We start from the raw sequence: 23688 nt of genomic DNA, 5'->3' as shown, positions 1-23688 counted from the left end.
CATCGTCAGGCACCTATACCGTACCCCAGCTTCGAAAGAAGCTGGGGTATTTTTATGGTGCGACAAAAACCAAGGGGTTTCCCCGCGGACCCGTTTATCGGGAATAAACGGGAACCGCTTTAGCGGGCCCGAAGGGCGAGACTCAGGATGAGCTGAGTCAAGCCCCGGAGCGCCGGCCGGGTATCGTCACGCTTCTATCCGAAACCCCGGCCAACAGGCTGGGGTTTTTTATGTCGGTTTTTTCCAGAGATGAATGCCAGCGCAGCGAGGCGATTGTGAATCGAGTGCCCAACGAATGGCTGTTATATTGTCGAGCGGGTTTCGAGCCCGATCTGGCCGCCGAGGTCAGTGCGCGCGCGCATGAAACCGGTGAGTCTGGTGAAGTCGTTGCGGCTGATCCTGATAGTGGCTTCGTGCGCTGGCAGACCCACGACGCTCAGCCAGCAAACAGCGTTCACCGTGAGTTACCGCTGATGTCTCTGGTGTTCGCGAGGCAGTCACTCATTGCCTTCGAACCACTCCCGCTCTCTCGAGACGATCGGATTTCACCTATCGTGAATCTGATCAAGGAGAGTGGCTGGAATTTCGAGTCGATCTGGCACGAGACGCCGGACACTAATGATGGCAAGAGTCTGGGCCGTCTCGCCAAGTCGCTGAGTCGTCCGCTGGAAAGTACCTTGAAGCGGGGCGGCGGGCTGCGCCGCAAAGCCGGCGGACGTCGCCTGCATCTGTTCTGGCTATCCGGCGATTCGGTACAGGTCGGAATGAGCTTTCCAGGCAATCGCAGCGATCACCTGGGTGGTGTTCTGCGCCTGCGTCATCCCGCCGATGCCCCGAGCCGTTCCACGTTGAAACTCGAGGAGGCCTGGCATACTTTCGTGCCGAAGGATGCCTGGGAATCTCGTCTGCATAACGGTATGCAGGCCGTGGATCTCGGCGCAGCACCGGGTGGCTGGACTTATCAATTGGTGCGTCGAGGGATGTTCGTCTACGCCATCGATAATGGACCCATGGCGCCGGGACTCATGGCGACAGGGCAGGTCGAGCATCTGCGTGAAGATGGTTTTGTCTGGGAGCCGCCATATCGGCTTGATTGGTTGGTGTGCGATATCGTCGACAAGCCGATGCGTGTGATCGACATGGTCGAGCGCTGGTTGGTCAAACGTTGGTGTCGAGAGGCAATCTTCAATCTCAAGCTGCCGATGAAAAAGCGCTGGGAAGAGATTCAGCGCTGTTTGAATCGGCTGGAAGTGACGCTGAAAGCCAAAGGCGTAGTGGCCAGTATCGCCTGCCGCCACTTGTATCATGACCGTGAAGAGGTCACCGTCCACGTTCGACTGGACGGCTAACGACGGTAAATCGTGTGAGGCAACCATGAACAATGCGGCAACCCATCCAGATGAAACGTTGGATACACGAGGGCTCTACTGTCCCGAGCCGATCATGTTGATGCACAACAAGGTCCGTGACATGACAGCTGGAAATACCCTCGAGGTCATCGCTACCGATCCGGCGACCACCCGAGATATCCCCAAGTTCTGCAGCTTTCTCGGCCACCAGCTAGTCGAACAGAGCCAGGATGGGGATGAATACCGCTATCGCATCCTGCTCGGATGAGATAGCGGTCGACTTTCACCACCCGTGGGATGGGATGGCTTCCCGATAACGCGTCAGTTTCCCGGCGCAACCATCAGCGCCAGCGCCTCCAGCGTGTCCGGATCTTCGTTTCGGATGCGGTTAGCGATATTGCGCTGGAAAAAATAGAGCGTGCGGTGCCGGCTGCGGCCGGGATAGAGACAATCGTCTCCCATCAAAACGGGAAACGGCGTGGCTTGCGTATCGTCGACCAGCATCGCGTCGACAGTGCCATTGCTGTAAAGGTGCCAGCCGACGATCTGCTTGAGCTGCCAGGGCCTGCCGTCTTCATCCATGCATAGCGCATGCGTTCCCTGCGTTTCCGGGAGCTGCTGAGTCAGTGAGACTTCCGGGGTTTCTTCATAGTCGAAGTAGGCCGCCGCATGTTCCAGTTCAGCGATCTTATGTTCCGGCGCATCGTGGAATATTTCGTGGGTCTCGGGGTCCCGATAACCGACGAAATGACCATACTCGGGATCGTCGAGTTCATGGCATGGCGCCAGCGACTCCATCCATGGCACCAGCCCGACGACTTCGTCATCTTCACGCAGGCCCCATGCCAGCAGCGGCATGCCATACAGCGTGTCGGGATCGGAGGCGAGATAATAGAGCATCTCTAGACCATCGAGTTCGGGCGATAGCCGGACCAACCGCTTCCTGGCTCTCAGCCGGTGCCTCATGGTTTCCAGATCAATGATCTGCGCAGAGCGAGGGGAAAGTGGGACACCCATGGCTACCCTCCTGGTCGGCAATGTCTCGGCTTGAGGCATGACGCCAGTATTAGCATAGCCATGAAGGGCGTGTTAAGTCCCACGGCAAACTCAATGCAGATAAACTGCGTTTTTCGCTGAACGTTGACGGCTGACGCGCCAGAGCCGCCAGGCCAGTAGGCCTGCTGCCGTCGTCAAACCGGCGTTGAGACCTATCCAGTAACCGTAGATGCCCAGAGAAGCGAACGTACTGTCCATGCCGCGCCCCAGCAGGTGGCCACAGCCCAGCCCGACGAACCAGTAGGACAATAACGTGATGCCCATGACCACCCGCGTATCCTTGTATCCTCTCAAGGCGCCTGCCAGGTTGACCTGCAGCGAATCCGAGATCTGGAACAGCATCGCCAGCAGGATCAGCGACATCGCCAAGGTTCGTACTTCGACATTATTGGTGTAGAGCGATACCACCGGTGCTGCCAGCAGCCAGATCAGCAGACTGTTGAGCAGCGCCAGCGCGAAGCCGACGCCGATGCCGTTCCAGGCCACGAAGCGCGCTTCCGCCATGTTGCCGGCTCCCAGCCGATTGCTCACTCTGACGGTCAGCGCCATGCTCAGCGACAGTGGCAGCATGAACAGGATCGAAGTCACGTTGAGCGCGATCTGGTGTGCGGCGACCGTGATCTCCCCCAGGTAGGCGACAAGTAGCGTGATTACCGTGAACAGGGTGACTTCGAAGAAGATGGCCAGCCCAATCGGCAGGCCGATGTATAAAAGCTCTGCGATGTCTTTCCAGCGCGGCGGTGTCGGCGACGCCCACAGCGAGACTGGCGCGTAGGCTCGACTGCGCGTCGTGTACCAGACCATTCCCAGGCACATTGCCCACATCGAGATCGCAGTCGCGATACCGCAGCCGAGTGCCCCCAGTGCTGGCAACTGCTGGAGAAGCGTCGGAATATCGTCGCCCCATAGCTCGACCAGTCCGGGACCGCCGTAGATCAACAGGAAATTGGCGGGAATATTCACGGCCAGACCCACGAGGCTCATCCACAGTGCGGGCCGGGTATGAAGCATGCCGTCGGAGAAGGCGCGCAGTGCCTGATAGAGTGCCACGGCGGGGATTCCGAAAGCCACCGCACTCAGATATTCGATCGCGAGGCCAGCGACGTCGGCAGGGATCTGCATCAGCTGGAAGATGGCTCTCGCGCCCAGCGTCATGGCCAGCGCGCTTAGGCATCCAAGGACCAGTGCGACCCACAGAGCCTGATGGACTTTTCCCCGCACCTGATCGAAATCCCCGGCACCGGCCCGATGTGCAACGATGGGCGTCACGCCCATCAGCGTGCCGGTCATCAGCAGCATCAACGGTACCCACAGGCTGGCGCCCACCGAAACCGCTGCCAGGTCAGTGGCGCTGGCGCGTCCTGACATGATGACATCCGAGGCGCTCATGCCGGCCTGGGCCAGTTGCGCACCGCAGACCGGCAGGGCCAGCCGCACCAGGCTCGCGGTCTCCCGCCGGCAGCGGTAAAAATGATTGGCGGTCGACACGAAGCGCTCCTTGACCGAACGGACAGGGCGGCGATTCTAGCAGGAGTCGTTGACAGACGCTCGGCGCGCGCCGACAACTTACGTATACTGCTGCGGTGTTCTGGAGGCCGTTCATGACCCACGACATCGAAGATTTGATCGTCCTGTTCGACGGCGTATTCGCCGACAGCTATCGGACCCGCTTGATTCGCGGCGACGTCGAGCCGATCTACCTGCCTGCCGATGCGCAGCACGATCACCATCGGATCGTCTTTGCTCACGGTTTTTTCGCCAGCGCACTGCATGAAATCAGCCATTGGTGCATCGCCGGCGAGGCGCGTCGGCAGCTCGAGGATTACGGTTACTGGTACGAGCCCGATGGACGAGATGCCCGCCGGCAGGCCGACTTCGAGCGGGTCGAGGTCGCGCCCCAGGCACTCGAATCGATGCTCAGCGACGCCTGTCGCAAGCCGTTCCAGGTCAGCGTCGACAATCTCGATGGCGTTGAAGTCGATCGTGACGCATTCGCTGCGAAGGTGACGGCACGGGCGGCGCGCTATCGCCGCGAGGGTATCCCTCTGCGGGCGCACGCACTCATCGATATGCTCGAGGTCTTTTATTCCGGAAAGGGCGGGGTTCTGCAAGCCGTCGCCGCCGGGCGGCGACGGCTCGGGGCGGGTAGCGCTACTCGTCCTGCTGCACGAGTCGCTGATGCAGATAGAGCATGACCTGCACTTCATGCTCCGGACGCAAGGGCTCGAGACCCATCTCGCCGAAGAGTTCACTGCGGGCGCGAGACCATTCGCCGGCATCGAGCTCGGGATAGAGATTCGCCGCCGGTTCCAACTCCACGAACGGATCGACGCCGAAGTCGTCGAACATCAACGATAGTGCCGCTTCATCGTCCTGAACGCCGGCGGTGTAGAGCGTCTCGCTGAAGTGATCGTTTTCCAGCTCTCGGATGACGTCCAGCGGACTGATTCCGAGATGGCGGAGCTCGTCGAGATCATAGCCGCCGAGCGACAGCAGCTCGTCTTTCAACCATTCGTCGTCCGGCTGAATCAGGGTGTTCTTGATCTGACCATTGGGGAGCGCCCAGGCGATGGCCAGTGGCAGCGAATTATCGCCGCCAGTTTCTATTGCGATGAATCCCGGATAGTCCGTCATTTGCCAGCGTCCTCCTCGAGCCTAAAGAAACGCCTGGCCGTGAGCGTGGTTTGTTGTGCCAGCTCGGCTTCGCTTTCGCCGCGCCAGTGAGCGAGTTCTCTGACTATCCAAGGTAGCAGAGCCGGTTCGTGACGGCGTCCTTTAATCTTCGCCGGCAGATTTCTTGGCAGCAGGTAGGGGCAGTCGGTTTCCACCATCAAACGCTCGCCGGGGATATCGGCGACGAACTCGCGAAGATGATGGCCGCGGCGTTCGTCGCTCAGCCAGCCGGTCTGGCCAATGTGCAGATCCAGGTCGAGATAGCCATGAAGTGTCTGCTTGTCACCGGTGAAACAGTGAACGACGGCGTCGCTGATCCTGCCCCGCCATTCATGCAGAATCTCCAGCATTCGACGGCCGGCGTCCCTTTCGTGCAGGAACACGGGTAAACCGGTTTCCGCTGCGAGAGCCAACTGGGCTTCCAGCGCGTGCTCCTGATCTGCAGGCGTCGAGAAATTGCGGTGGAAGTCGAGGCCACATTCCCCCACGGCAACCACGACATCCTGCTGGTGGAGATTGCGCATCGATTGCTCCAGCTCGCCGGACCAGTCGGAGGCGTGGTGGGGGTGCAGACCTGCCGTGGCATGAAGGCCCGAGAAGCGCGTCGCGAGTCGAGCTGCCCTGGTTGCCCCCTCGAGGTCGGCACCGGTGATCACCAGAGTGGTGACATTGGCATTCGTCGCCCGGGCCAGTGTGGCCTCGAGATCCCGCTCGAAGCTTTCGTGGGTCAGATTGGCGCCGATATCGACCAGTGGCGTCGGCGATGTGATTCGTAACGCTTCTGGCAAGGGAGACTCGCCGTTCGAAGCTTCATGCTGGGGCGTGTCGCTCACGCGGCACTCCTTTTGAGTCCATGGATTGGTTTGATGGTTTTGGTTTGATGGTTTTGGTTTGATGGCTTTGATGTGACGGGTTCGCGTCAATGGGAAAATGTCGGCATGCATTGTAAAGCGACAATCCTCAGGGACGAAGCCTGCGCCAATCCATTTCGGCGAGAGTGGGCGAGCAAGGTACAATGCCGATCAAGACACACGTTCCGCAAGCGCGACACGCTAGGCGTTTGCAAGCGATACGCTTTACAGATGCAACAGTCAGCTTTTTCGAAGACTCACGATCGCGAGGTCCTACGTGGCTCTGCTACGCCTTGAACAACTGCAACTCGCCTACGGGCATCATACGCTTCTCGACGGCGCCGATCTGGTGATCGAAAAGGGGGAGCGCATCGCGCTGGTCGGGCGTAACGGCACCGGCAAGTCGACCCTGCTGAAGCTGATCACGGGCGAAAATCAGGCCGATGACGGCCATATCTGGCGTGCACCGGGGTTGAAGATCGGCGTTCTCGAACAGACGCTGCCGGACGCCGACGATGCGACGATCTTCGAGGTCGTCGCCCAGGGGCTGCCCGAGACCGGTGCGTTACTGGCCGAGTATCACCGCCTCGTGGCGATGGCCGAACCGGACATGCGCCGGCTGGAAACGCTGCAGACCCGTCTGGAAGCGCAGGATGGATGGTCCTTCCACCAGCGGATCGATACCGTGTTGACCCGACTGGGCCTGCCGGCCGATGCCATGATGAGCGGTCTGTCGGGTGGCTGGCGTCGGCGCGTGGCCTTGGCGCGCGCAATGGTTGCCGGCCCTGATCTGCTGCTCCTCGACGAACCGACCAACCATCTCGATATCGATACCATTACCTGGCTCGAGGAGCAGTTGCTGGCATTCGACGGGGCCGTTCTTTTCATCACCCACGACCGTGCCTTCCTGTCCAAGCTGGCGACCACCATTCTGGAGCTTGATCGCGGACGCCTGGGTCGCTATCCCGGCGACTACGCCACCTATCAGGCCCAGAAAGCGCACGAGCTCGAAGTCGAAGCCCGTGAGCGCGCCGAATTCGACAAGAAGCTGGCTCAGGAAGAAACCTGGATCCGGCAGGGTATCAAGGCCCGCCGTACGCGTAACGAGGGGCGGGTGCGGGCGCTGGAGAAAATGCGTAACGAGCGTTCGCAACGGCGCGAGCGGCAGGGGAAAGCCTCATTTCAGGTGGATGGCGGCGAGCGCAGCGGCAAGCGTGTCGTCGAACTGAAAGCGGTCACGCAATACTACGCCGATGCCTGCATCATTCGCGATCTGTCACTGGAGATTCAGCGCGGCGATCGCATCGGGCTGATCGGGCGCAACGGCGCCGGCAAGACGACGCTGCTCAAGATTCTGCTGGGCGAGCTCGAGCCCAGCGAGGGCGAGGTCCGCATTGGGACCAATCTGTCGGTCGCCTATTTCGACCAGCTGCGCGAAGGGCTGGAGCCGAACAAGAGCGTCTATGACAACGTCGCCCAGGGTAGCGACAAGGTCACGGTCGCGGGCAAGGACAAGCACGTCATCAGCTACCTGCAGGATTTCCTGTTCACGCCGGAGCGCGCGCGGCAGCCGGTCAAGGCGTTATCCGGGGGTGAGTCCAATCGGCTGCTGCTGGCCAAGCTATTTACCCAGCCGGCCAATGTGCTGGTGCTCGACGAGCCAACCAACGATCTCGATGTGGAAACGCTGGAGTTGCTGGAAGAGCTGCTGCTCGATTTCGAGGGCACCTTGCTGCTGGTCTCGCATGACCGGGCGTTCATGGACAACGTGGTCACCGACGTGTTGGCGTTCGAGGGCGACGGTATCGTGCGCAGCTACGTCGGCGGGTACACCGACTGGGTGCGGCAGGGCGGGCGTCTGCCGCCTGCGCCATGGGAATTGGCCGAAGCGCGCAAGGCTCAGGAAAAACTGGCCGAGCGACAGATGGCAGCCGCCCCCTCGGCGACGGCCGCGGGTGACAATAACAAACGCCGCCAGAAGCTTTCCTACAAGCTGCAGCGAGAGCTGGAGATGTTGCCGGCAACGATCGAGTCGCTGGAGGGCCGGATCGAGACGTTCGAAGCTCAGATGGGCGCGCCGGATTTCTATCAGCAGGATAGCGAGACCGTGGCCGCTGCCATCGAGGCGCTTTCAGAAACCCAGGCCGAGCTGGATCGGGCGATGGAACGCTGGATGGAACTGGAGGCGATGGCGGAAGGGGACGGCTAGCAGTCGGTGACGACAGTACCGGGCCCCTTGCCCGTCAGCGGCGGGCAAGGGGCGAGTTGAGTCACGGGGCGAAGGCGGGGTCACTCTTCCGTTTCGCCATCCTTGCCGACGCGAACTGCCAGCACGTCGCACTCCGCTCCGTGGAGAACGCCGGTGGACGTCGAACCCAGCAGTAGCGCGAAACCGTGACGCCCGTGGGAACCCACGACGATCAGATCGACATCGTGTTCCTTGGCAAAGCGCTGGATTTCGGTGTCAGGCATTCCCACTACGATATGCTGATCTTCTCGCGGGATATCGTAGGGGTCTGAGATGTCTGCCAGCCGTTGCGTGGCATGCTCGTCGAGTTGATCCTGGATACTCGTCAGGTCCATCGGGATATCGCCGCCATAGGCGAATCCCAGAGGCTCCAGCGTATGGATGATCGAGAGCTTGGCCTGATTCCGGCGCGCGATGGGAATCGCTCGTTCCAGTACCTTATGCGAATCCTTGGTCAGATCCACGGCAACCAGCACGTGATGGTATTCGTTGCTCATCGGGTAATCCCCCGTCCGGCGAAAGAACATGACTAACTGTAAGCGCGCCTCATGGACGACACAACGTCATTTCCGACAATGGTCTGCGGTCAGGCGCGCAGACGATCATCAACCATGCGCTGCCGTGACGCAACGCGATGCAATCGTTTGCGGACAGATGGCATCGCGTCATGCATCGCCGTCGTTCGGCGCCGGCGGATTCGGCGTCCATCGGCCCCGACGCCACAGGTCCGGCATCCGCCAGGTTCGGGGACAGGCGGTCGAGACAGGAGGGGAGAGGTAATGGCGGTATTGGGTTTTCTATTGGTTGCGGTGCTGTTGATTCTGTCACCGATGGTGTGGCTTCGACCCAGTCGAGGCGAATCCATCCGGGGCCAGATGCGGCGGCACGTCAAGGCCAATGGCGGGGAGCTGAATTTCACCAAGGCGCCGCTGGCAATGCCGAATGTTGCGCTCACCGGTTATCGGCTGCGTTATCCCGGTACGGAGACGGGTAGCGATTTCACCGTGATCCGTAACGACGTCGCCAGCGAGGCGCTGGAAGCGGCGACGGATCAGTGGCGCTGGCGTCAGGCGCCGTTGCCATCGTTGGATGCAGATCGGCTGGCGGCGCTGAAACAGTGGCTGGAGCAGTTGCCGGCGGATGCGCTGATCGTCGAATCCGGTAAACACACGATGTGCGTCTGGTGGCAGGAAGCGATGAGTCTGGAGCGATTTCAGCAGGATTGGGCAAGCTGGCTCTCGATGCGTGACACCCTGGCCGGTAGCGGCAGAAAAGTCGAGGTTCCGACCCGGCCGCTATGAGCGCCACGCACCGCCAGACGGGAATACGGAGAGTGGGTTTGCCGGGGCGCGGCCAGCACCGAACGCGTCGAGCCGGTCGGAATTCGAGCCGGCTAGAATTCGGGCTAGAGCCGAGCCAGGACGGGATCAGCTCGCCTTGGCCTCCTCGGACTGCCGTTGCAAGTCCAGCCCGTTTTTTTCGATACGGTCCAGCATGCTCTCGAACGTATCGACCTCTTCCTGCGTGAATCCACCCAGCATTTCATCGCGGACGGCGTTGACGATCTCTTCGATCTTCTCGAGTAGCGGCGTCGCGTCATCCGTCAGATGAAGCCGCTTGGTGCGACGATCCTCGGCGCACGGACGGCGCTCGATCAAATTCTGCTCGGCCAACTGGTCCAACGTGCGCACCAGCGAGGGCGCCTCCACACCGATGGCCCGCGCCAGATCGCACTGGGCCTGACCTCCACCCATGTTGCGCAGGTTCCAGAGCGTCACCCAGCGTGTCTGGGTCAAGCCCAGTGGCGCCAAGCGTTCATCGATGACAGCGCGCCAGAGTCGCGGCAGGCGTGCCAGTTTAAAGCCGATATGCTGTGCCATAGCGGATTACCTGAATCGTGAACGTCCTAACATTCTCCAAAGCGCCGCAGGATAATGCAAGCCACAATAGTTGGCGATTAGTCGTCCTGTTCACCATCGTTTCCTAATAGATGACGGATATTCCAGCCCGGGATGCCCGGTGGACGCTGTATTCTGCCGTCGGCCATCGTGGCATCGTCATCATCGGCCACCGTGAAACGGACGCTGCCGATTCGTTGGCCGGTCTGGGTCATCACGTCGATCTGCCAACGACCCTCCAGTTCGCCGGAGAAATTCTGCTTGTGGGTCCAGGCCCGGTACCCCTGATCTCGCCCGCCATGAATGACCAGTGCGATGCGCTCCACCACGTCGCCGTCATGACGCCACACGTGATAGATCTTTTCGCGCAGACCACGCGGCGCCCGGATCGCTGTGTAGACGTAGAGCCCACGGGACTGAAGGGCTTGCGGCGTCAACTTCATGCTACCGCTGGGCTCGCGCGCGGCCGTGTCGAAGCCGGGGGAGAGCGCGCTGCCTGACAACCACAGCGTCGCCGGTGGTATCCAGCTTCGCCCGGTCCAGGCAATGCCACCCAGCACGATCAGCAACCCTGCCATGGCGAGCCAGCGGACAATTCCCCCTGGCTTGAGCAGCCCCACGACGCTAGGGAGGCTGAAGAACATCATCGCCACAATCGACAGAATCAGACTCTCCCCGGTGGTCAGGCTCAGCATGATGGGCAGCGTGACCAGCATCACCACGAACACGCAGAGCGCGTGGAGCAGGAAGTAGAGCCAGCGATGGCGGTTGGACAGACCGAAATACAGGGGATCCAGAATGGCGAGGATCGAGCAGATGATCAGCAGCCCGGTAAAGATGGCCTGACCGCTGGTCCAGATGGTCGTGGCAAGAAAGAACGGGAGAGAGAAAAACAGCGTTTCCTGATGAACCATCTGTGCGATGAACGTCGCCGCGGCGCGAGGCAGCGCCGCGTTGCGGCCGTGTCGTGTCAGCCATTTACTGGCAACGCTTTCGACAATCAGCAAGACCCAGGTCAGCACCAGTCCCAGTGCGAGCAGCGCGCCCAGCCACTGCTGTCGATTGACCAGGAAAAATCCCAGCAAACCCAGCACGAAGGCGACAGGGGGCCAGATCCAGTGGTAGCGGCGCAAGCGAGCAACCAGCGGTTCCAGCCGAGCCAGTGTCGAAGACGTCATGGGTGCTTTCACGGCCACGGGCCAGGCTCCTTGGAGTGATTCCGGATTCGAATGATTCCCGCATCGGGTGATTGCCACGGTCGCCAGCCGACATCCGTGCGATGGAGAGACAGCGGGCTGACGGGTGAGGCATTCTAGCGGGTAAGGCACGGTTTTGCGCGAAGACGGCGTAGTGCGCCCCGTATCGCGGGGGGCTGCGCCGGCGCGAGAGTTCAAGCGGTGCCCGAGAAGAGCCGTGTAAGTATCCAGGCCGAGACTTTGGTTGAGCTTGACGAGGCCACTCGCGCGGCTCAAGCTTTCGATATTCAAACAGTCGTATGATTCGCCTCGTCGATGCCAACACGAGGCGTTTTCGCAGCCATGGCACGGAGATTTCCCATGCTCTATCAAGGCGATGCCATTCGGGTCGAGCGTCAGGACGGCGATCTTGCGCTACTGACGCTCGATCTCAAGGATGAGGCGATCAACAAGCTCTCGTCTGCGGTCATCGGTGAGTTGTCGCAAGCCGTCGACGCGCTGGAAGGTGAGTCGGGCCTCAAAGGGCTGATCATTGCCAGCGCCAAGGACGTATTTATCGTCGGTGCCGATATCACCGAGTTTCATGCGATGTTCGCCAAGGACGAAGCTTTCCTGGTCGACATGAACACGCGAATCCACGCGTTGTTCAACCGCATCGAGGATCTGTCATTCCCGACCGTTACGGCGCTCAACGGCCTGGCGCTGGGTGGTGGGTGCGAGCTCAGCCTGACCACCGATTTCCGCGTGATGGCGGAAACGGCCCAGATGGGATTGCCCGAGACCAAGCTGGGCATCGTGCCGGGATGGGGCGGTTGTGTGCGGCTTCCGCGGCTGATCGGTGCCGACAACGCCATCGAATGGATCGCTGGGGGGGCACAGAACGATGCCGAGACGGCCTTCAAGGTCGGAGCCGTCGACGCCGTGGTGCCGCAGTCCCATCTGCTGGCGGCGGCCCGCGACATCATCGACAAGGCCAACGCCGGGGATCTCGATTACCGTGCGCGCCGGGTCGAGAAGCATTCGCCGCTGAAACTCAATGCGGTCGAGCAGATGATGGCATTCGAGACCGCCAAGGGGTTCGTGGCCGGCAAGGCGGGGCCACACTATCCGGCGCCGATCGAGGCTATCCGGGTGATCCAGAAAGGCGCCGGTGAAGGCCGCGAACGCGCCCAGGCGATCGAAGCCCAGGCGTTTGCGAAGCTGGCCAAGACCGACGTCTGCTACAACCTGGTCGGCCTGTTCATGAACGATCAGGCGGTCAAGAAGAAGGCCAAACAGTACGAGAAGGACGCCAAGGCGGTCGAACAGACCGCGGTGCTCGGCGCGGGCATCATGGGCGGCGGCATCGCCTACCAGAGCGCCTACAAGGGTACGCCGATCCTGATGAAGGACATCAGGTCCGAGGCGATCGAACTCGGTCTGAAAGAGGCCCGCAAGCTGCTGACCAAGCAGCTCGAGCGGGGCAAGCTCAGCCAGACGCGAATGGCAGAGGTGCTCGGCAACATTCGGCCGACGCTCTCTTACGGCGATTTCGGTGAGGTCGATCTGGTGGTCGAAGCCGTGGTCGAGAACCCCAAGGTCAAGGGGGCCGTTCTCACCGAGGTGGAGGCCAATGTCGCCGCCGACACCATCCTGGCGTCCAACACCTCCACCATCTCCATCGATCGGCTGGCGGCCAACCTCAAGCGCCCCGAGAACTTCTGCGGCATGCACTTCTTCAATCCGGTGCATCGGATGCCGCTGGTCGAGGTCATTCGCGGCGCCAAGACCTCCGATGCCGCGGTCGCCGCGACCGTCGCCTACGCCCGTCAGATGGGCAAGACGCCGATCGTGGTCAACGATTGCCCCGGCTTTCTGGTCAACCGGGTGTTGTTCCCCTACTTCGGTGGCTTCAGCGGCCTGGTCGAGCACGGCGTCGACTTCGAGCGCGCCGACAAGGTGATGGAGCGTTTCGGTTGGCCGATGGGGCCGGCCTATCTGCTCGATGTCGTCGGTATCGATACCGCGGTGCACGCCAGCGAAGTGATGGCGGAAGGCTTCCCGGATCGGATGGCTCACGATGGCAAGTCGGCGATCCAGATCATGCTGGACAACCAGCGTCTCGGTCAGAAGAACGGCAAGGGCTTCTATCTCTATGAGGAGGACAGGAAGGGCAAGCCGAAGAAAGTGCATGACGATGAGGCGCACCGGCTGGTGGCCGAGGTCGTGCGTGAAACGCGTGAGCTCTCCGACGACGAGATCATCGCGCGAATGATGGTGCCGCTGTGCATGGAGACGGTGCGCTGTCTGGAGGACGGCATCGTCGGCTCGCCTGCCGAGGCCGACATGGCGTTGATCTACGGCATCGGCTTCCCGCCGTTCCGTGGTGGCGCGCTGCGTTACATCGATGCGATGGGCGTTGCCGAGTTCGTGGCGGTGGCCGAGCGGCTGTCCGGCGAACTGGGTGCGCTGTATGCGCCGACGGCGCGACTCAAGGAAATGGCGGCCAGCGGCGAGCGCTTTTACCCTGACGCCAGCGATCGCTGAGCCCACCACCAATCGGAGTCACAGTCATGAGTTTGAATGCAAGAGATGCCGTGGTGGTCGATGCCGTACGCTCCCCCATGGCCAAAGCCAGGAACGGGGCGTTCCGTCACGTCCGCGCCGAGAATCTGTCTGCTGCCGTGATGCAGGCGCTGTTCACGCGTAACGCCGGGCTGGATCCCGCAGGCGTAGACGATATCCTCTGGGGCTGCGTGAACCAGACGCTGGAACAGTCGATGAACATCGCGCGTAATGCGGCCATTCTAACCGGCATTCCGCGCACGGTGCCGGCGCAGACCATCAACCGGCTCTGCGGTTCGTCGATGAGTGCGCTGCACATTGCGGTGGCCAATATCCGCGCCGACATGGGCGACTGCTATCTGATCGGTGGCGTCGAGCACATGGAGCATGTGCCGATGACCCATGGCGTCGATGTCAATCCGGCAGCCAGCAAGAGCACGGCGAAGGCAGCGATGATGATGGGCCTGACCGCCGAGCTGCTGGGCAAGATGCATGGAGTGACTCGAGAACAGCAGGATGAGTTCGGGCTGCGTTCCCATCAGCGTGCCAGCGAGGCCAATCGTCAGGGTTACTTCGATAACGAGATCGTGCCGATCGAAGGCCACGATCAGCAGGGCTATCGCAGCCTGATCAAGCACGATGAAGTCGTGCGCGAGGATGCCACGCTGGAACAGATGGCATCACTCAAACCGGCGTTCGATCCCAGGAACGGCACAGTGACAGCGGGGACTTCCTCGGCGCTTTCCGTCGGTGCTTCGGCGCTGATGGTGATGAGCTACGAGCGGGCCAAGTCCCTGGGTCTCGAGCCGTTGGCCAAGATCGTTTCCACCGGTGTGGCCGGTTGCGATGCGTCGATCATGGGCTATGGCCCGGTTCCGGCGACACAGAAAGCGCTGGCGACCGCCGGCCTCAAGATTGGCGATATCCAGACGGTCGAGCTCAACGAGGCTTTCGCTGCCCAGTCGATCCCGGTTCTGAAGGATCTCGGGCTGCTCGATCGCCTGGATGAGGCGGTCAACCTGCACGGGGGAGCGATTGCCCTCGGTCACCCTTTGGGCTGCTCCGGCGCGCGAATCTGCACCACCTTGCTCAACGTGATGCGCCAGCAGAACACCACCTTGGGTCTGGCTACGATGTGTATCGGCATGGGCCAGGGGGTGGCGACGGTGTTCGAGCGTTTGTAGACGTCAGGCCGGTAGTGACGGGCATAGGGCCGCCTCGCATTGTGCGAGGCGGTTTTTTTGCGGGGCCGGACGCCGTGAACGATGTGGCGGTGAAAGACTCAGCCGAAATGAAGCTGGTTGGCGGCAATGCGTGCGTTCGTCCCGTAGCGCCAGGGCAGGTTGTCGCGCCCATGTCCTATCGGCAGGCCGGCGTAGAGTGGCAATCCGCGGGGCGCCAGCCACGTCTCGAACAGCGTCTCGATATGCAGCTCGCCGTAGGGAACGCAGTCTTCGAAAGTGCCGATGCACACGGCAGCGGCATCATCCAGTGCCCCTGAGTAGGCCAGTTGCCAAAGGTCGCGTTCGAGTCGGTAGTAGGGCTCACCGACATCCTCGAGAATCACGATGGCACCCGGCGGCGCGCGAAACGCCAGCGAGCTACCCGCAACGCTGGCCAGGGTCGAGAGATTGCCCCCCACCAGCGGCCCTTCGATGGGGTTTTCCAATGCGCTCGAAACGGGCGTCAATGTCACGCTTTCGGCAGGCTTGCCCTCGAGAAGTGCAAGCAGCGCGCCGAAATCGCGATGGCTCGCGGCACGCAGGGCTGGATCATCGGCCGTGAGCTTCACGCCCTCTTTCATCACCGGTCCGTGAATGGCCGGCAATCCGTGACGGTGGCATTGATCCAGCAGCACGCTGAGATCGGAATAGCCGATCAGCGGCTTGGCAGACAGTCTGTCCCAATCGATCTCGGTGGCCAGATGTGCGCATCCGTAGCCGCCGCGAACGGCCCACACGGCGTCAGTTCCGGGATCGGCGTAGGCGTCGTAAAGCGTCTGCAGGCGATGGTCGACGTCGCCTGCCAGGTAACGCTTCTGGTTCTGCAATCGAGCGGGGAAGCGTACGGCAATACCGAATGACTGCAGGGCTTGAGCGGCCTGCGCCAGTATCTCGGGGCGAGTGTACGATGCGGGCGCTATCAGACTGAAAATCGGAGACATGGCAACGGCTTCGTGAAATCGATCGAGGGAATCCAGCACGTTACGTCAGCACGACGCGCAACGCCACCGGTGCGGTGCCTGCATCGCCGCCGACGAAACGCGATTTTCAGAGGGTGTCGTGGTTTCAAAGAACGTTGCGATGAACGGTGAGCTGACACGTAAAGACAAGTCGGGCCAGGGAGGAGATATCGGTCTCAGGTCTTCAGCCGTTCGATCAGCTGCTCCATCGCCATGGGGCGCCCCAGAAAGTAGCCCTGATACTGCTTGACCCCCAAGGCTTGAAGCAGTTGCCACTGCTCTTTTGTCTCGACCCCTTCGGCGACGGTCTCCATGCCGAGCCGGTCGCACAGCCCGACGATGCCTGCCAACAGATGGCGGGATCGGGGATCCGCCTCCAGATCCTGCATGAAGCTGCGATCGATCTTGATGGTATCGAAGGGGAGTCGTTTGAGATAACCCAGCGACGAGTAGCCAGCGCCGAAGTCGTCCATCGCGACACGGAAGCCCAGGCTTCGGAGATGCTCGATCCGGGCTTCCGGTGCTCGCGAGTTTTCCATGAACACCGATTCCGTTACCTCGAGCTCGAGCTGGTCGGCGGTGATACGGTGGCGCTGGCAGGCGCTGCGCAACGTGCCCGCCAGGGCGTCATCCATGACGTGCAGTGCCGAGATGTTGACCGCCACCGGAAGCGGATTGCCTGTTGTTGCGAGACGCGCGGCATACTGTGCAGCACGTTCGATGGCCAGATTTCCCAGTGCCGACGCCATGCCATTGTGTTCGGCGAGGGGCACGAAAGTCGTCGGGGGAACTTGCCCGTACTCGGCGCTCAGCCAACGCGCCAGGAGTTCTGCGCCGATCACGCGATTGTTGCCATCGAACTTGGGTTGAACGACGAAATCCAGCGACTCCCTGACGATGGCTTCACGCAAATGGGAGAGCATCGAAATCTGCTCGAGATTGTGATGCTTCAACTGATCGTGATAGGCGACGATAGCGTTCTTGCCGCTATCCTTGGCTGCATACATGGCGACATCGGCATGCTTGAGCAGCGTTTCGGTATCGCGTCCATTGCGTGGGGCGTGTACGACGCCGATGCTGGCCGTGACGCTGATCTGATGGCCGCTGATCACCATGGGGTGGGCCAGTGCCTCGAGCAGGCGCCGGGCGATCTTGTCGGCCATCTCCGCGTCGCTGCCGACGTCGATGACCACCACGAATTCATCGCCGCCCCAGCGCGCGACCAGATCCTTGCTACGCAGCGTTGCACGCAGGCGCTTGACCATGATCTTGAGCAGCGTGTCGCCTGACTGGTGGCCCAGCGAGTCGTTGATGTGCTTGAAACCGTCCAGATCGATGAAGAGGATCGCCAGCCCGTGTCCCGGAGCGAGTTTCGGCAAGCGACGATTCAGCATCTGCTGCAGTGTCGCGCGGTTGGGAAGCTGCGTCAGCGTATCGATTCTGGCGAGATGCTCGAGCTCGCGCTCGGAGCGCTTGCGTGCCGAGATGTCTCGAAGCGCGGCAATGTAATGCGTCTGGCCAGTCTCGTCCAGGGTGAAGTGGCTGAGGGTCAGTTCGACCGGTACGGGGGACTCTCCCTCGACATGAAAGACGCCCTCGTGATGCTGGATCCGGTCACTCCGCGCGATGGTTGCCAGGTCGCAGTGAAGGACATCGGCTTGGATATACTGCTGCAGCGCGCGACCGATGATCGTGCTGGACGGCAGGCCGCCGAGCTCGGTGAATGCATCGTTGGTTTCGAGAATCCGCCAGCGCTCGTCGACGACCAGCATCGGATCGCGCGAGGCGGCAAACGCGTGGGCCCGGATACTGCCGTGGTTTCGTTGATCGCGTGGGTCATCGATCACTTCCCAGATACCGGTTGCTGTCTCGGGAGCGGATTGGTCATCGCGAGCGGTGATGGCACCGCGAATGCGCCACCAGATTGATGTCTGGGTCGCGTCGGGCTGGATCAGGATGTCGACGCGGTCCTGTTCGCCACGATTGATTCGTCGCCACAAGATAATCAGGCGGCGACGCTCGGTCGATGGCATTGCCTTCAGTAATGTCCACCAATCGAGGCGCATGGGCTCATCGGCGTGATGAGCCCGAGCATCCAGGGTGCCGCAGAGGAAACTACGGTCGGGAGAGTTCCATCTCCAGTAGGAGTTCTGGGCTGCCGCCATGGCCTCCAACGCCCACTGCCGATGCGAGTCCAGATCGACGATATCCATAGGTTCCTGCATCGGCACGAGCGAGGCCGATTGTTCGGCACCAGCATCGTCATGAGCGGGCGATTCACTATGAGATTCATAGTCGGTGGACATGGACTGGATCTCGATGGTTCTGGAATGGCGGAAGCGACCCCTGGCCTGCAGCTCGAATCCTATCGGCCCATTGCGTGAAAACTTGATGGGCTCCATGGACTTTCGTTTCCCTGACGACGGTTCTCCAACTGCCGGGTCTCCAGCACCGATATCTCGACCCGGTTCGACTAGACGAGCGCCGTCAGAAACAGACACAGCACGGCAAGGAACGCGACGATAAACAGGGACGATCGCAGTGTGGCCATGTCCATGGCATAGCAGATCCCGTGCCCGATTCGAGCCAGCACGAAGATTACGCAGGCGATGTCCGCCAGCCAGCCGCCACCGGCTGTCTGGATCGCAACGATACCGGCCGTGAACAGTGCCAACGCCTCCCAGGCATTGCTCTGGGCTGCCCATAGGCGAGCACCCTTGCCCGTCATCTGCCCATACTGCTGGCGGGGATGATGGTTATCGAGATGCCCGAATTCCTGTCGCCGGACGTTGCTGCCCCAGAAAGCCAGCCAGAATGGCAACAAAGCCGTTATCAGCAGACACCACAGCGGTAGACTAATGTCAATCCTCTCGTCGATCCTGCTGGACACGATGACCAGCGACTCTTACCCAAGGTAGCAGATCGCGTTGGCGGCGCGTGCTTATCGAGCGAGGCCGAAGCGTCACGTCTCATCCTGGTTTTTCGGCTCGTCATTGGCGCTCGGCCCGATTTTGCGGCGTTCTCCCGGCACCTGATACCCTCTTTGCCTCTTTGCCTCTTTGCCTCTTTGCCTCTTTGCCTCTTTGCCCCTTTACCGTCGCTGCCAACTTAGCCATTGGATGGTCGTGCCGTCTTTTCGACCCGGGTCAGAATGCTCGATATCTCTGCCAGAGTCGTCGTGTCGAGCTGGTCGGCGGTCGCTTCGAGATAGGTGCGGTCCCTGAGGTAGAGACACAGCGTCTCGATGACGCGGATTCGCAGATCGTATAGTGAAGAGCGGGCATCGAGAACGTCGACGAGATCTCGCAGGCCTAGGGATTCGCCGCGAATCGCCGCCTGCAGGAACAGGTTGCCGGACTCCACCGAGCGCTGCAGCGCCTCGAGCTGGCGCAGATCGCCCTGCATGCTGAGCAGCCGCTTGCGAACTTCCTGCTGGGCCAGGCGCCGTTCGTTCTCCATCGTGGCCGCGCCGGCCTGCGCTGTCAGTTCACCCTGACGAATGCTGGCCGTGGTATAACCGCCCTGGTAGATCGGCAGATTCATTTCCACGCTGGCGCTGAGATCGTTGCTGGTACTCAGGGGATCGTTACTGTCGACATCGCTGTAACCGACCACCAGGTTGAGCTCAGGGTAGCGCGATGCGCTCCGGATGCCGGTATCGCGCTGTGCCACGCGCTGACGCTCGGCGGCGAGACGCACCTGCACATTGTCACGCGTCAGTGCCAGCCAGCTCTCCAGAGGGCGCGATTCCGGGGCAATGTCCAGATTCTCCGGCGTCTCGACCAGCACCGGATCGAAGGTCAGCGAGGCTCCCGTCAGTCGCTCGAGATCACTCAGCGCATTGGACAGATCGTTTTCCGCCGACGTCTGGTCGGCAACCGCTTGATCCAGCCGCGACTGCGATTCCAGCAGATTGATGCGATCGCCGATGCCCAGATCGTAGGCGCGCTGTGCCTGACGCTGCTGCAACACCAGTGACTCACGCTGGGCGATCAACAGCCCCACTTTGCGCGAGGCCTGATAGGCATCGAGGTAGGTCTCCACCACCGTGACTGCCAGATCACGCTCGGCGACCGCAACCTGTAGCGCGGCGGCATCCAGCTGGGCGCGGGCCTTGCCGACTCGGCGCCAGCGCTCGAGACTGAACAGCGGCTGCGTCATCCGCAGCTCCCAACTGGTGTTCCGGGTCCTGCCGGAAACGCGATCGTCGTAGACCTCGTCGGGGTAGTCGTCGGGATTGTCGGTGTAGATGTTGTCCGCATCGGTGTAGCGATAGGCGGCGGTGGCATCGAGACGTGGCCGCAATCCGGCTTGCGCCATGGGAACTTCCTGCGCCACCGATCGACTGTCCAGGCGCTGGCTCTGCAAGCCGCTATCGTAAGTCAGCGCCCGTGCAACCAGTTGCGAAAGAGACGGGGGAGCTGTCGGTGCGGCGCTGAGCGACTCGGGCATCGGCGCGGCGATATCGAGTGGCTGCGCCTGCGCCGTGGCGCTCGCTGCCGCCAGAAATCCGGCCACCATCCAGCAATGAAATGACGGCATCACTCTTCTCGCATCGCGCGGGCCAGCATGTCGCTGAACGGTTTGAACATGTAGCTGGCAAAGGTGCGATCGCCGGTTCTCAGCATCACTTCGGCAGGCATGCCGGCCAGCAGCTGCATCGAAGAGGTCATTTCCGCATGGCCCAACTCGGTGACGCGGATGCGCGCCTTGTAGTAATGATTGTGCGTGGCTTCGTCTTCGAAACTGTCTGCCGAGACATGGGTGACTTCACCTTCGATGACATTGGATAGTCGCTGATTGAAGGCGCTGAAACGGATTTCGGCAGATTGCCCGGCGTGGACGTTGTCGATGTCCCGATCCGGGATTCGCGCCTCGACGACGAACGCCTCGTTGGACGGAACGATCTCCATGACCGTATCGCCGGAGCGAATGACGGCACCTTGAGTGTGGACCTGCAGACCGACCACGGTCCCGGAGACGGGGGCGACGATAGCGGTTCGCTGGACCTGATCGCGCAGGGCAGTGACTCGCTCCTCCGCGTCCGTTACCTGGGATTGGATATCCTTGAGGTCCTCGCCCACTTCCTGGTGATACTCCTGTCGGCGGATTTCCTTCTGAAAGCCGTTTTCGCTGATCTGAGAACGCAACTGCGCGACTTCGGCGGTGTGCTGGGCATTTTCCCCCTGATACTCGAGGGCTTGACGCTCGAGCTCGCGAAGACGCTGGTTATCACCCAATCCCTCCTTGAACAGGGTGCGATAGTCGCTGGCCTCTCCGGACAGGGAGTTGATCTTGGATCGATTGACCTGTTGCAGTCTTTCGAGACCGGCGATCTGCTCCTGCATCTGCCGGGCCTTTTCATCCAGCGCGGAGAGTGCGTCCTTCAATGACTGTCGGCGAACCTGGAACAGGCGTTTCTGCACGTCGACCACCGCCCGGACGCGAGACGAAACACCGTCGAGGAGCATGTCGGGAAAGGTCAGCGTGTCACGGTCGCTCTGTTCGGCCAGCAGTCGCACCTCGCTTGCCAGCGCGATCCGGTACTCCGATTCGGCGATGGAGAGCTTGGCCAGCGGCTGGGTGTCGTCGAGCACGATCAGCGAGTCGCCGGCGTCGACCTGATCGCCGTCTGCGACCAGGATGCGTTTGATGATGCCACCTTCGAAGTGCTGGACCTTCTGAGTCGAGCTCTCGACGGCGACCGACCCCGGTGCCACCACCGCGACTGCCAGGTCCGCCGTGAGCGACCACAGCACGAAGCCGCCCAGTGCGAAGACCAGAATTCCCAATCCCCAGCCCCGGCTGGCGCGATCGCTGGTGGGCAGTTTTGGGGCAGGGGCGCCTAGCGTTATCGGTGCAGCAGAGGAAATCGTCATGACTTCGGCGGCTCCGGAGAGAGGGAAAGAGGGGGGCGCGAGTCGTCCGGCTTGCCCCGGGCTCGCATCCGGATGGAGTGGATGGGGGTATCGGTTTCCCGAGTGGGCTGGGGCATTTTCGGCGCCGGCGGATGAGCCGGGGCGCAGGACACCATGCGTCCTTCCTGAAGCACCAGAACGCGATCGACGTGCTCGAGAATGGCCGGCGAATGACTGATGATGAACACCGTGGTGCCCTGCGTTCTGAGCTGGCGCAGGCAGTGCTGAAGCGCGCGTTCGCCGCTGGCATCCAGGTTGGCGTCCGGCTCGTCGAGAACCACCAGTACCGGGTTGCCGTAAAGCGCTCTGGCCAGACCGAGGCGTTGGCGTTGCCCGCCGGAAAGGACGCCACCGCTACCGCTGATCTGGGTGTCATAACCGGCCGACTGACGCAGGATGATGTCGTGTACACCGGCTTTCTGGGCGGCTTCGATGACCTGAGCCGGGTTCACATCACCGAAACGGGCGATATTCTCGCTGATGCTGCCGTCGAACAACTCCACATCCTGTGGCAGATAGCCGATGAAAGGACCCAGACGTTCCCGGGGCCATTGGCTGATATCGGTGCCCCCCAGTCGAACGCTGCCACTCTGAACCGGCCATACCCCCAGCATGACGCGAGCGAGCGTCGACTTGCCCGCGGCACTCGGCCCGACGATGGCGATGTGCTCGCCGGGATTGGACTGCAGGCTGAGATCCCATAGGGTCGGGCGGTTCTCGCCCGGCGGTCCTGCGGTCACCGTTTCGAGCGCCAGACGCCCGACCGGTGGCGGAAGCGGCATTCGCTGAGGTTCGGCCGGGACCGCCGACAGCAGGGCATTGAGTCTGGCATGCGCGGTGCGCGCGGCGACGAATCCTTTCCATCCACCGATCATCTGATCGATCGGCGCCAGCGCCCGACCCATCAGGATCGAGCCAGCGATCATCATGCCGCCGGTCAGGCTGCCTTCGATGACCAGAAACGCACCCAACCCCAGAATCAGTGACTGAAACATCACGCGCAGCGTTTTCGACACGTTGCTGAGCGCGCCTGCTCGGTCACTGGCATGAGATTGATGTACAAGGTAGTCATGATGCTTCCCTCGCCAGCGGGCGAGCAGATTGGGCAGCATGCCCATCGCCTGAAGTACTTCGGCGTTGCGCAGATTGCTCTGCGCGAGATCCTGGGATTGAACGTGCTCTCGATTGGCCTCGCTCAGCAACGACTGCGTGCTCTTTTCATTAATCCAGGCCAGCACCATCAGCACGCTGGCGGCAACGGCCGCGAAAATACCGAACCAAGGGTGAAACAGCGTCAGTATGGCGATGTAGACCGGGATCCATGGCGCATCGAAGAAGGCGAACAAGCCATTGCCGCTGAGAAATTGGCGCAACGTCGTCAGATCATTGAAGGGTTGCGCCGACGGTTTGCCCGGGACCAGCAGCGCTCGCTTGAACGTGGCTTGATATAGCCGATCACTGATTTGCATATCGAGCCGATTACCGACCCGAACCAGGATGCGCGAGCGCACCAGATCCAGCGAGCCCATCACGATAAACAGAAACACCACCACCAGTGTCAGCATGAGCAGCGTTTCCGGACTCCGTGTGGTGATGACCCGATCGTACACCTGCAACATGTAAATCGATGGGGCCAACATCAGCAAGTTGATGAATAAGCTGAATAACAGGATATAAAGAAACGCCTGGCGGCTGGCGGCAAGGGCCAGCTGCAAATCGGTCTTGTCCGGGGATGTTGCCACGGCATGTTCCCTTCTGACGTCTGAGGTGAAT

20 protein-coding genes are annotated in these 23688 nt (G+C 61.4%); 7 read left to right on the top strand and 13 right to left on the bottom strand.

Annotated elements, in window-relative coordinates; all coding sequences use genetic code 11:
- The first annotated feature begins 230 nt into the window (after positions 1-230).
- A complete protein-coding gene (gene rlmM, locus DOM36_RS05980) occupies positions 231-1349 on the top strand; it encodes a 23S rRNA (cytidine(2498)-2'-O)-methyltransferase RlmM (protein WP_110641854.1) in 1119 nt (372 codons plus the stop codon).
- A 25-nt stretch (positions 1350-1374) separates the two neighbouring features.
- Positions 1375-1617: a sulfurtransferase TusA gene (gene tusA, locus DOM36_RS05975; RefSeq protein WP_075569352.1), complete on the top strand. Its 243-nt coding sequence runs from the start codon at positions 1375-1377 to the stop codon at positions 1615-1617.
- A gap of 53 nt (positions 1618-1670) precedes the next feature.
- Here the strand turns inward: tusA and DOM36_RS05970 are convergent, their stop codons facing one another.
- Both DOM36_RS05970 and DOM36_RS05965 read right to left on the bottom strand, forming a co-directional pair.
- On the bottom strand, positions 1671-2366 hold the full coding sequence (locus DOM36_RS05970; RefSeq protein WP_110641852.1) for a hypothetical protein: 696 nt from the start codon (positions 2364-2366) through the stop codon (positions 1671-1673).
- A gap of 90 nt (positions 2367-2456) precedes the next feature.
- Complete coding sequence (locus tag DOM36_RS05965) at positions 2457-3893, bottom strand: MATE family efflux transporter (protein ID WP_110641850.1); 1437 nt, start codon at positions 3891-3893, stop codon at positions 2457-2459.
- Positions 3894-4006: 113 nt separating this feature from the next.
- On the opposite strand from DOM36_RS05965, the gene DOM36_RS05960 reads away from it, so the two are divergent.
- Positions 4007-4600, top strand: a complete 594-nt coding sequence (locus tag DOM36_RS05960; protein ID WP_110641848.1) for an elongation factor P hydroxylase — start codon at positions 4007-4009, stop codon at positions 4598-4600.
- Here DOM36_RS05960 and DOM36_RS05955 read toward each other — a convergent pair.
- Both DOM36_RS05955 and DOM36_RS05950 read right to left on the bottom strand, forming a co-directional pair.
- Complete coding sequence (locus DOM36_RS05955; protein WP_075569348.1) at positions 4557-5039, bottom strand: hypothetical protein; 483 nt, start codon at positions 5037-5039, stop codon at positions 4557-4559. The genes DOM36_RS05960 and DOM36_RS05955 overlap by 44 nt on opposite strands.
- Positions 5036-5911: a TatD family hydrolase gene (locus tag DOM36_RS05950; protein WP_075569347.1), complete on the bottom strand. Its 876-nt coding sequence runs from the start codon at positions 5909-5911 to the stop codon at positions 5036-5038. Before DOM36_RS05950 ends, DOM36_RS05955 begins: the two co-directional genes overlap by 4 nt.
- A gap of 295 nt (positions 5912-6206) precedes the next feature.
- Here DOM36_RS05950 and DOM36_RS05945 point away from each other — a divergent pair, with 295 nt between their 5' ends.
- Positions 6207-8138 (top strand): ATP-binding cassette domain-containing protein, encoded by a 1932-nt coding sequence (locus tag DOM36_RS05945; protein ID WP_110641844.1) that lies wholly within the window; start codon positions 6207-6209, stop codon positions 8136-8138.
- 80 nt (positions 8139-8218) lie between these two features.
- Here the strand turns inward: DOM36_RS05945 and DOM36_RS05940 are convergent, their stop codons facing one another.
- A complete protein-coding gene (locus tag DOM36_RS05940; protein WP_071230430.1) occupies positions 8219-8674 on the bottom strand; it encodes a universal stress protein in 456 nt (151 codons plus the stop codon).
- Positions 8675-8956: 282 nt separating this feature from the next.
- Between DOM36_RS05940 and DOM36_RS05935 the strand changes: the two genes are divergently transcribed.
- Positions 8957-9478 carry a hypothetical protein gene (locus DOM36_RS05935; RefSeq protein ID WP_075569345.1) on the top strand — a complete coding sequence of 174 codons (522 nt, stop codon included), beginning with the start codon at positions 8957-8959 and terminating at the stop codon, positions 9476-9478.
- Between the two features lie 126 nt (positions 9479-9604).
- On the opposite strand, the gene slyA is transcribed toward DOM36_RS05935, so the two are convergent.
- Together slyA and DOM36_RS05925 are read right to left on the bottom strand one after the other, a co-directional pair.
- Positions 9605-10057, bottom strand: coding sequence for a transcriptional regulator SlyA (gene slyA / locus DOM36_RS05930; protein WP_075569344.1), 453 nt, complete (start codon positions 10055-10057; stop codon positions 9605-9607).
- Between the two features lie 77 nt (positions 10058-10134).
- Positions 10135-11253, bottom strand: a complete 1119-nt coding sequence (locus DOM36_RS05925; RefSeq protein WP_083941594.1) for a DUF5924 family protein — start codon at positions 11251-11253, stop codon at positions 10135-10137.
- 378 nt (positions 11254-11631) lie between these two features.
- On the opposite strand from DOM36_RS05925, the gene fadB reads away from it, so the two are divergent.
- Positions 11632-13797, top strand: coding sequence for a fatty acid oxidation complex subunit alpha FadB (fadB, locus tag DOM36_RS05920; RefSeq protein ID WP_110641842.1), 2166 nt, complete (start codon positions 11632-11634; stop codon positions 13795-13797).
- A 26-nt stretch (positions 13798-13823) separates the two neighbouring features.
- Complete coding sequence (gene fadA, locus DOM36_RS05915; protein WP_075569342.1) at positions 13824-14999, top strand: acetyl-CoA C-acyltransferase FadA; 1176 nt, start codon at positions 13824-13826, stop codon at positions 14997-14999.
- Positions 15000-15097: 98 nt separating this feature from the next.
- Here fadA and DOM36_RS05910 read toward each other — a convergent pair whose 3' ends face one another.
- The 6 genes from DOM36_RS05910 to DOM36_RS05885 all read right to left on the bottom strand — a co-directional run bounded on the left by DOM36_RS05910 (position 15098) and on the right by DOM36_RS05885 (position 23657).
- Complete coding sequence (locus tag DOM36_RS05910) at positions 15098-15979, bottom strand: LD-carboxypeptidase (protein ID WP_075569341.1); 882 nt, start codon at positions 15977-15979, stop codon at positions 15098-15100.
- Positions 15980-16173: 194 nt separating this feature from the next.
- Positions 16174-18303: a GGDEF and EAL domain-containing protein gene (locus tag DOM36_RS05905; protein WP_158025864.1), complete on the bottom strand. Its 2130-nt coding sequence runs from the start codon at positions 18301-18303 to the stop codon at positions 16174-16176.
- Between the two features lie 167 nt (positions 18304-18470).
- Positions 18471-18887: an MAPEG family protein gene (locus tag DOM36_RS05900; RefSeq protein ID WP_280952792.1), complete on the bottom strand. Its 417-nt coding sequence runs from the start codon at positions 18885-18887 to the stop codon at positions 18471-18473.
- Positions 18888-19105: 218 nt separating this feature from the next.
- Entirely contained in the window at positions 19106-20539 is a 1434-nt protein-coding gene (locus DOM36_RS05895; RefSeq protein ID WP_075569338.1) for a TolC family protein, read from the bottom strand.
- Entirely contained in the window at positions 20539-21876 is a 1338-nt protein-coding gene (locus DOM36_RS05890; RefSeq protein ID WP_075569337.1) for an HlyD family type I secretion periplasmic adaptor subunit, read from the bottom strand. The genes DOM36_RS05895 and DOM36_RS05890 overlap by 1 nt, the downstream gene beginning before the upstream one ends.
- The gene (locus tag DOM36_RS05885; protein ID WP_075569336.1) at positions 21873-23657 is read right to left on the bottom strand and encodes a type I secretion system permease/ATPase; all 1785 of its coding nucleotides are present in this window, start codon (positions 23655-23657) and stop codon (positions 21873-21875) included. The genes DOM36_RS05890 and DOM36_RS05885 overlap by 4 nt, the downstream gene beginning before the upstream one ends.
- Positions 23658-23688 lie beyond the last annotated feature (31 nt).

Origin of the sequence: Salinicola sp. CPA57 (assembly GCF_003206035.1) — a bacterium.
GTDB classification, from domain to species: Bacteria; Pseudomonadota; Gammaproteobacteria; order Pseudomonadales; family Halomonadaceae; genus Salinicola; species Salinicola socius.
The sequence above is the reverse complement of the archived record's forward strand: the minus strand, read 5'-3'. Positions and strand labels throughout refer to the sequence as shown.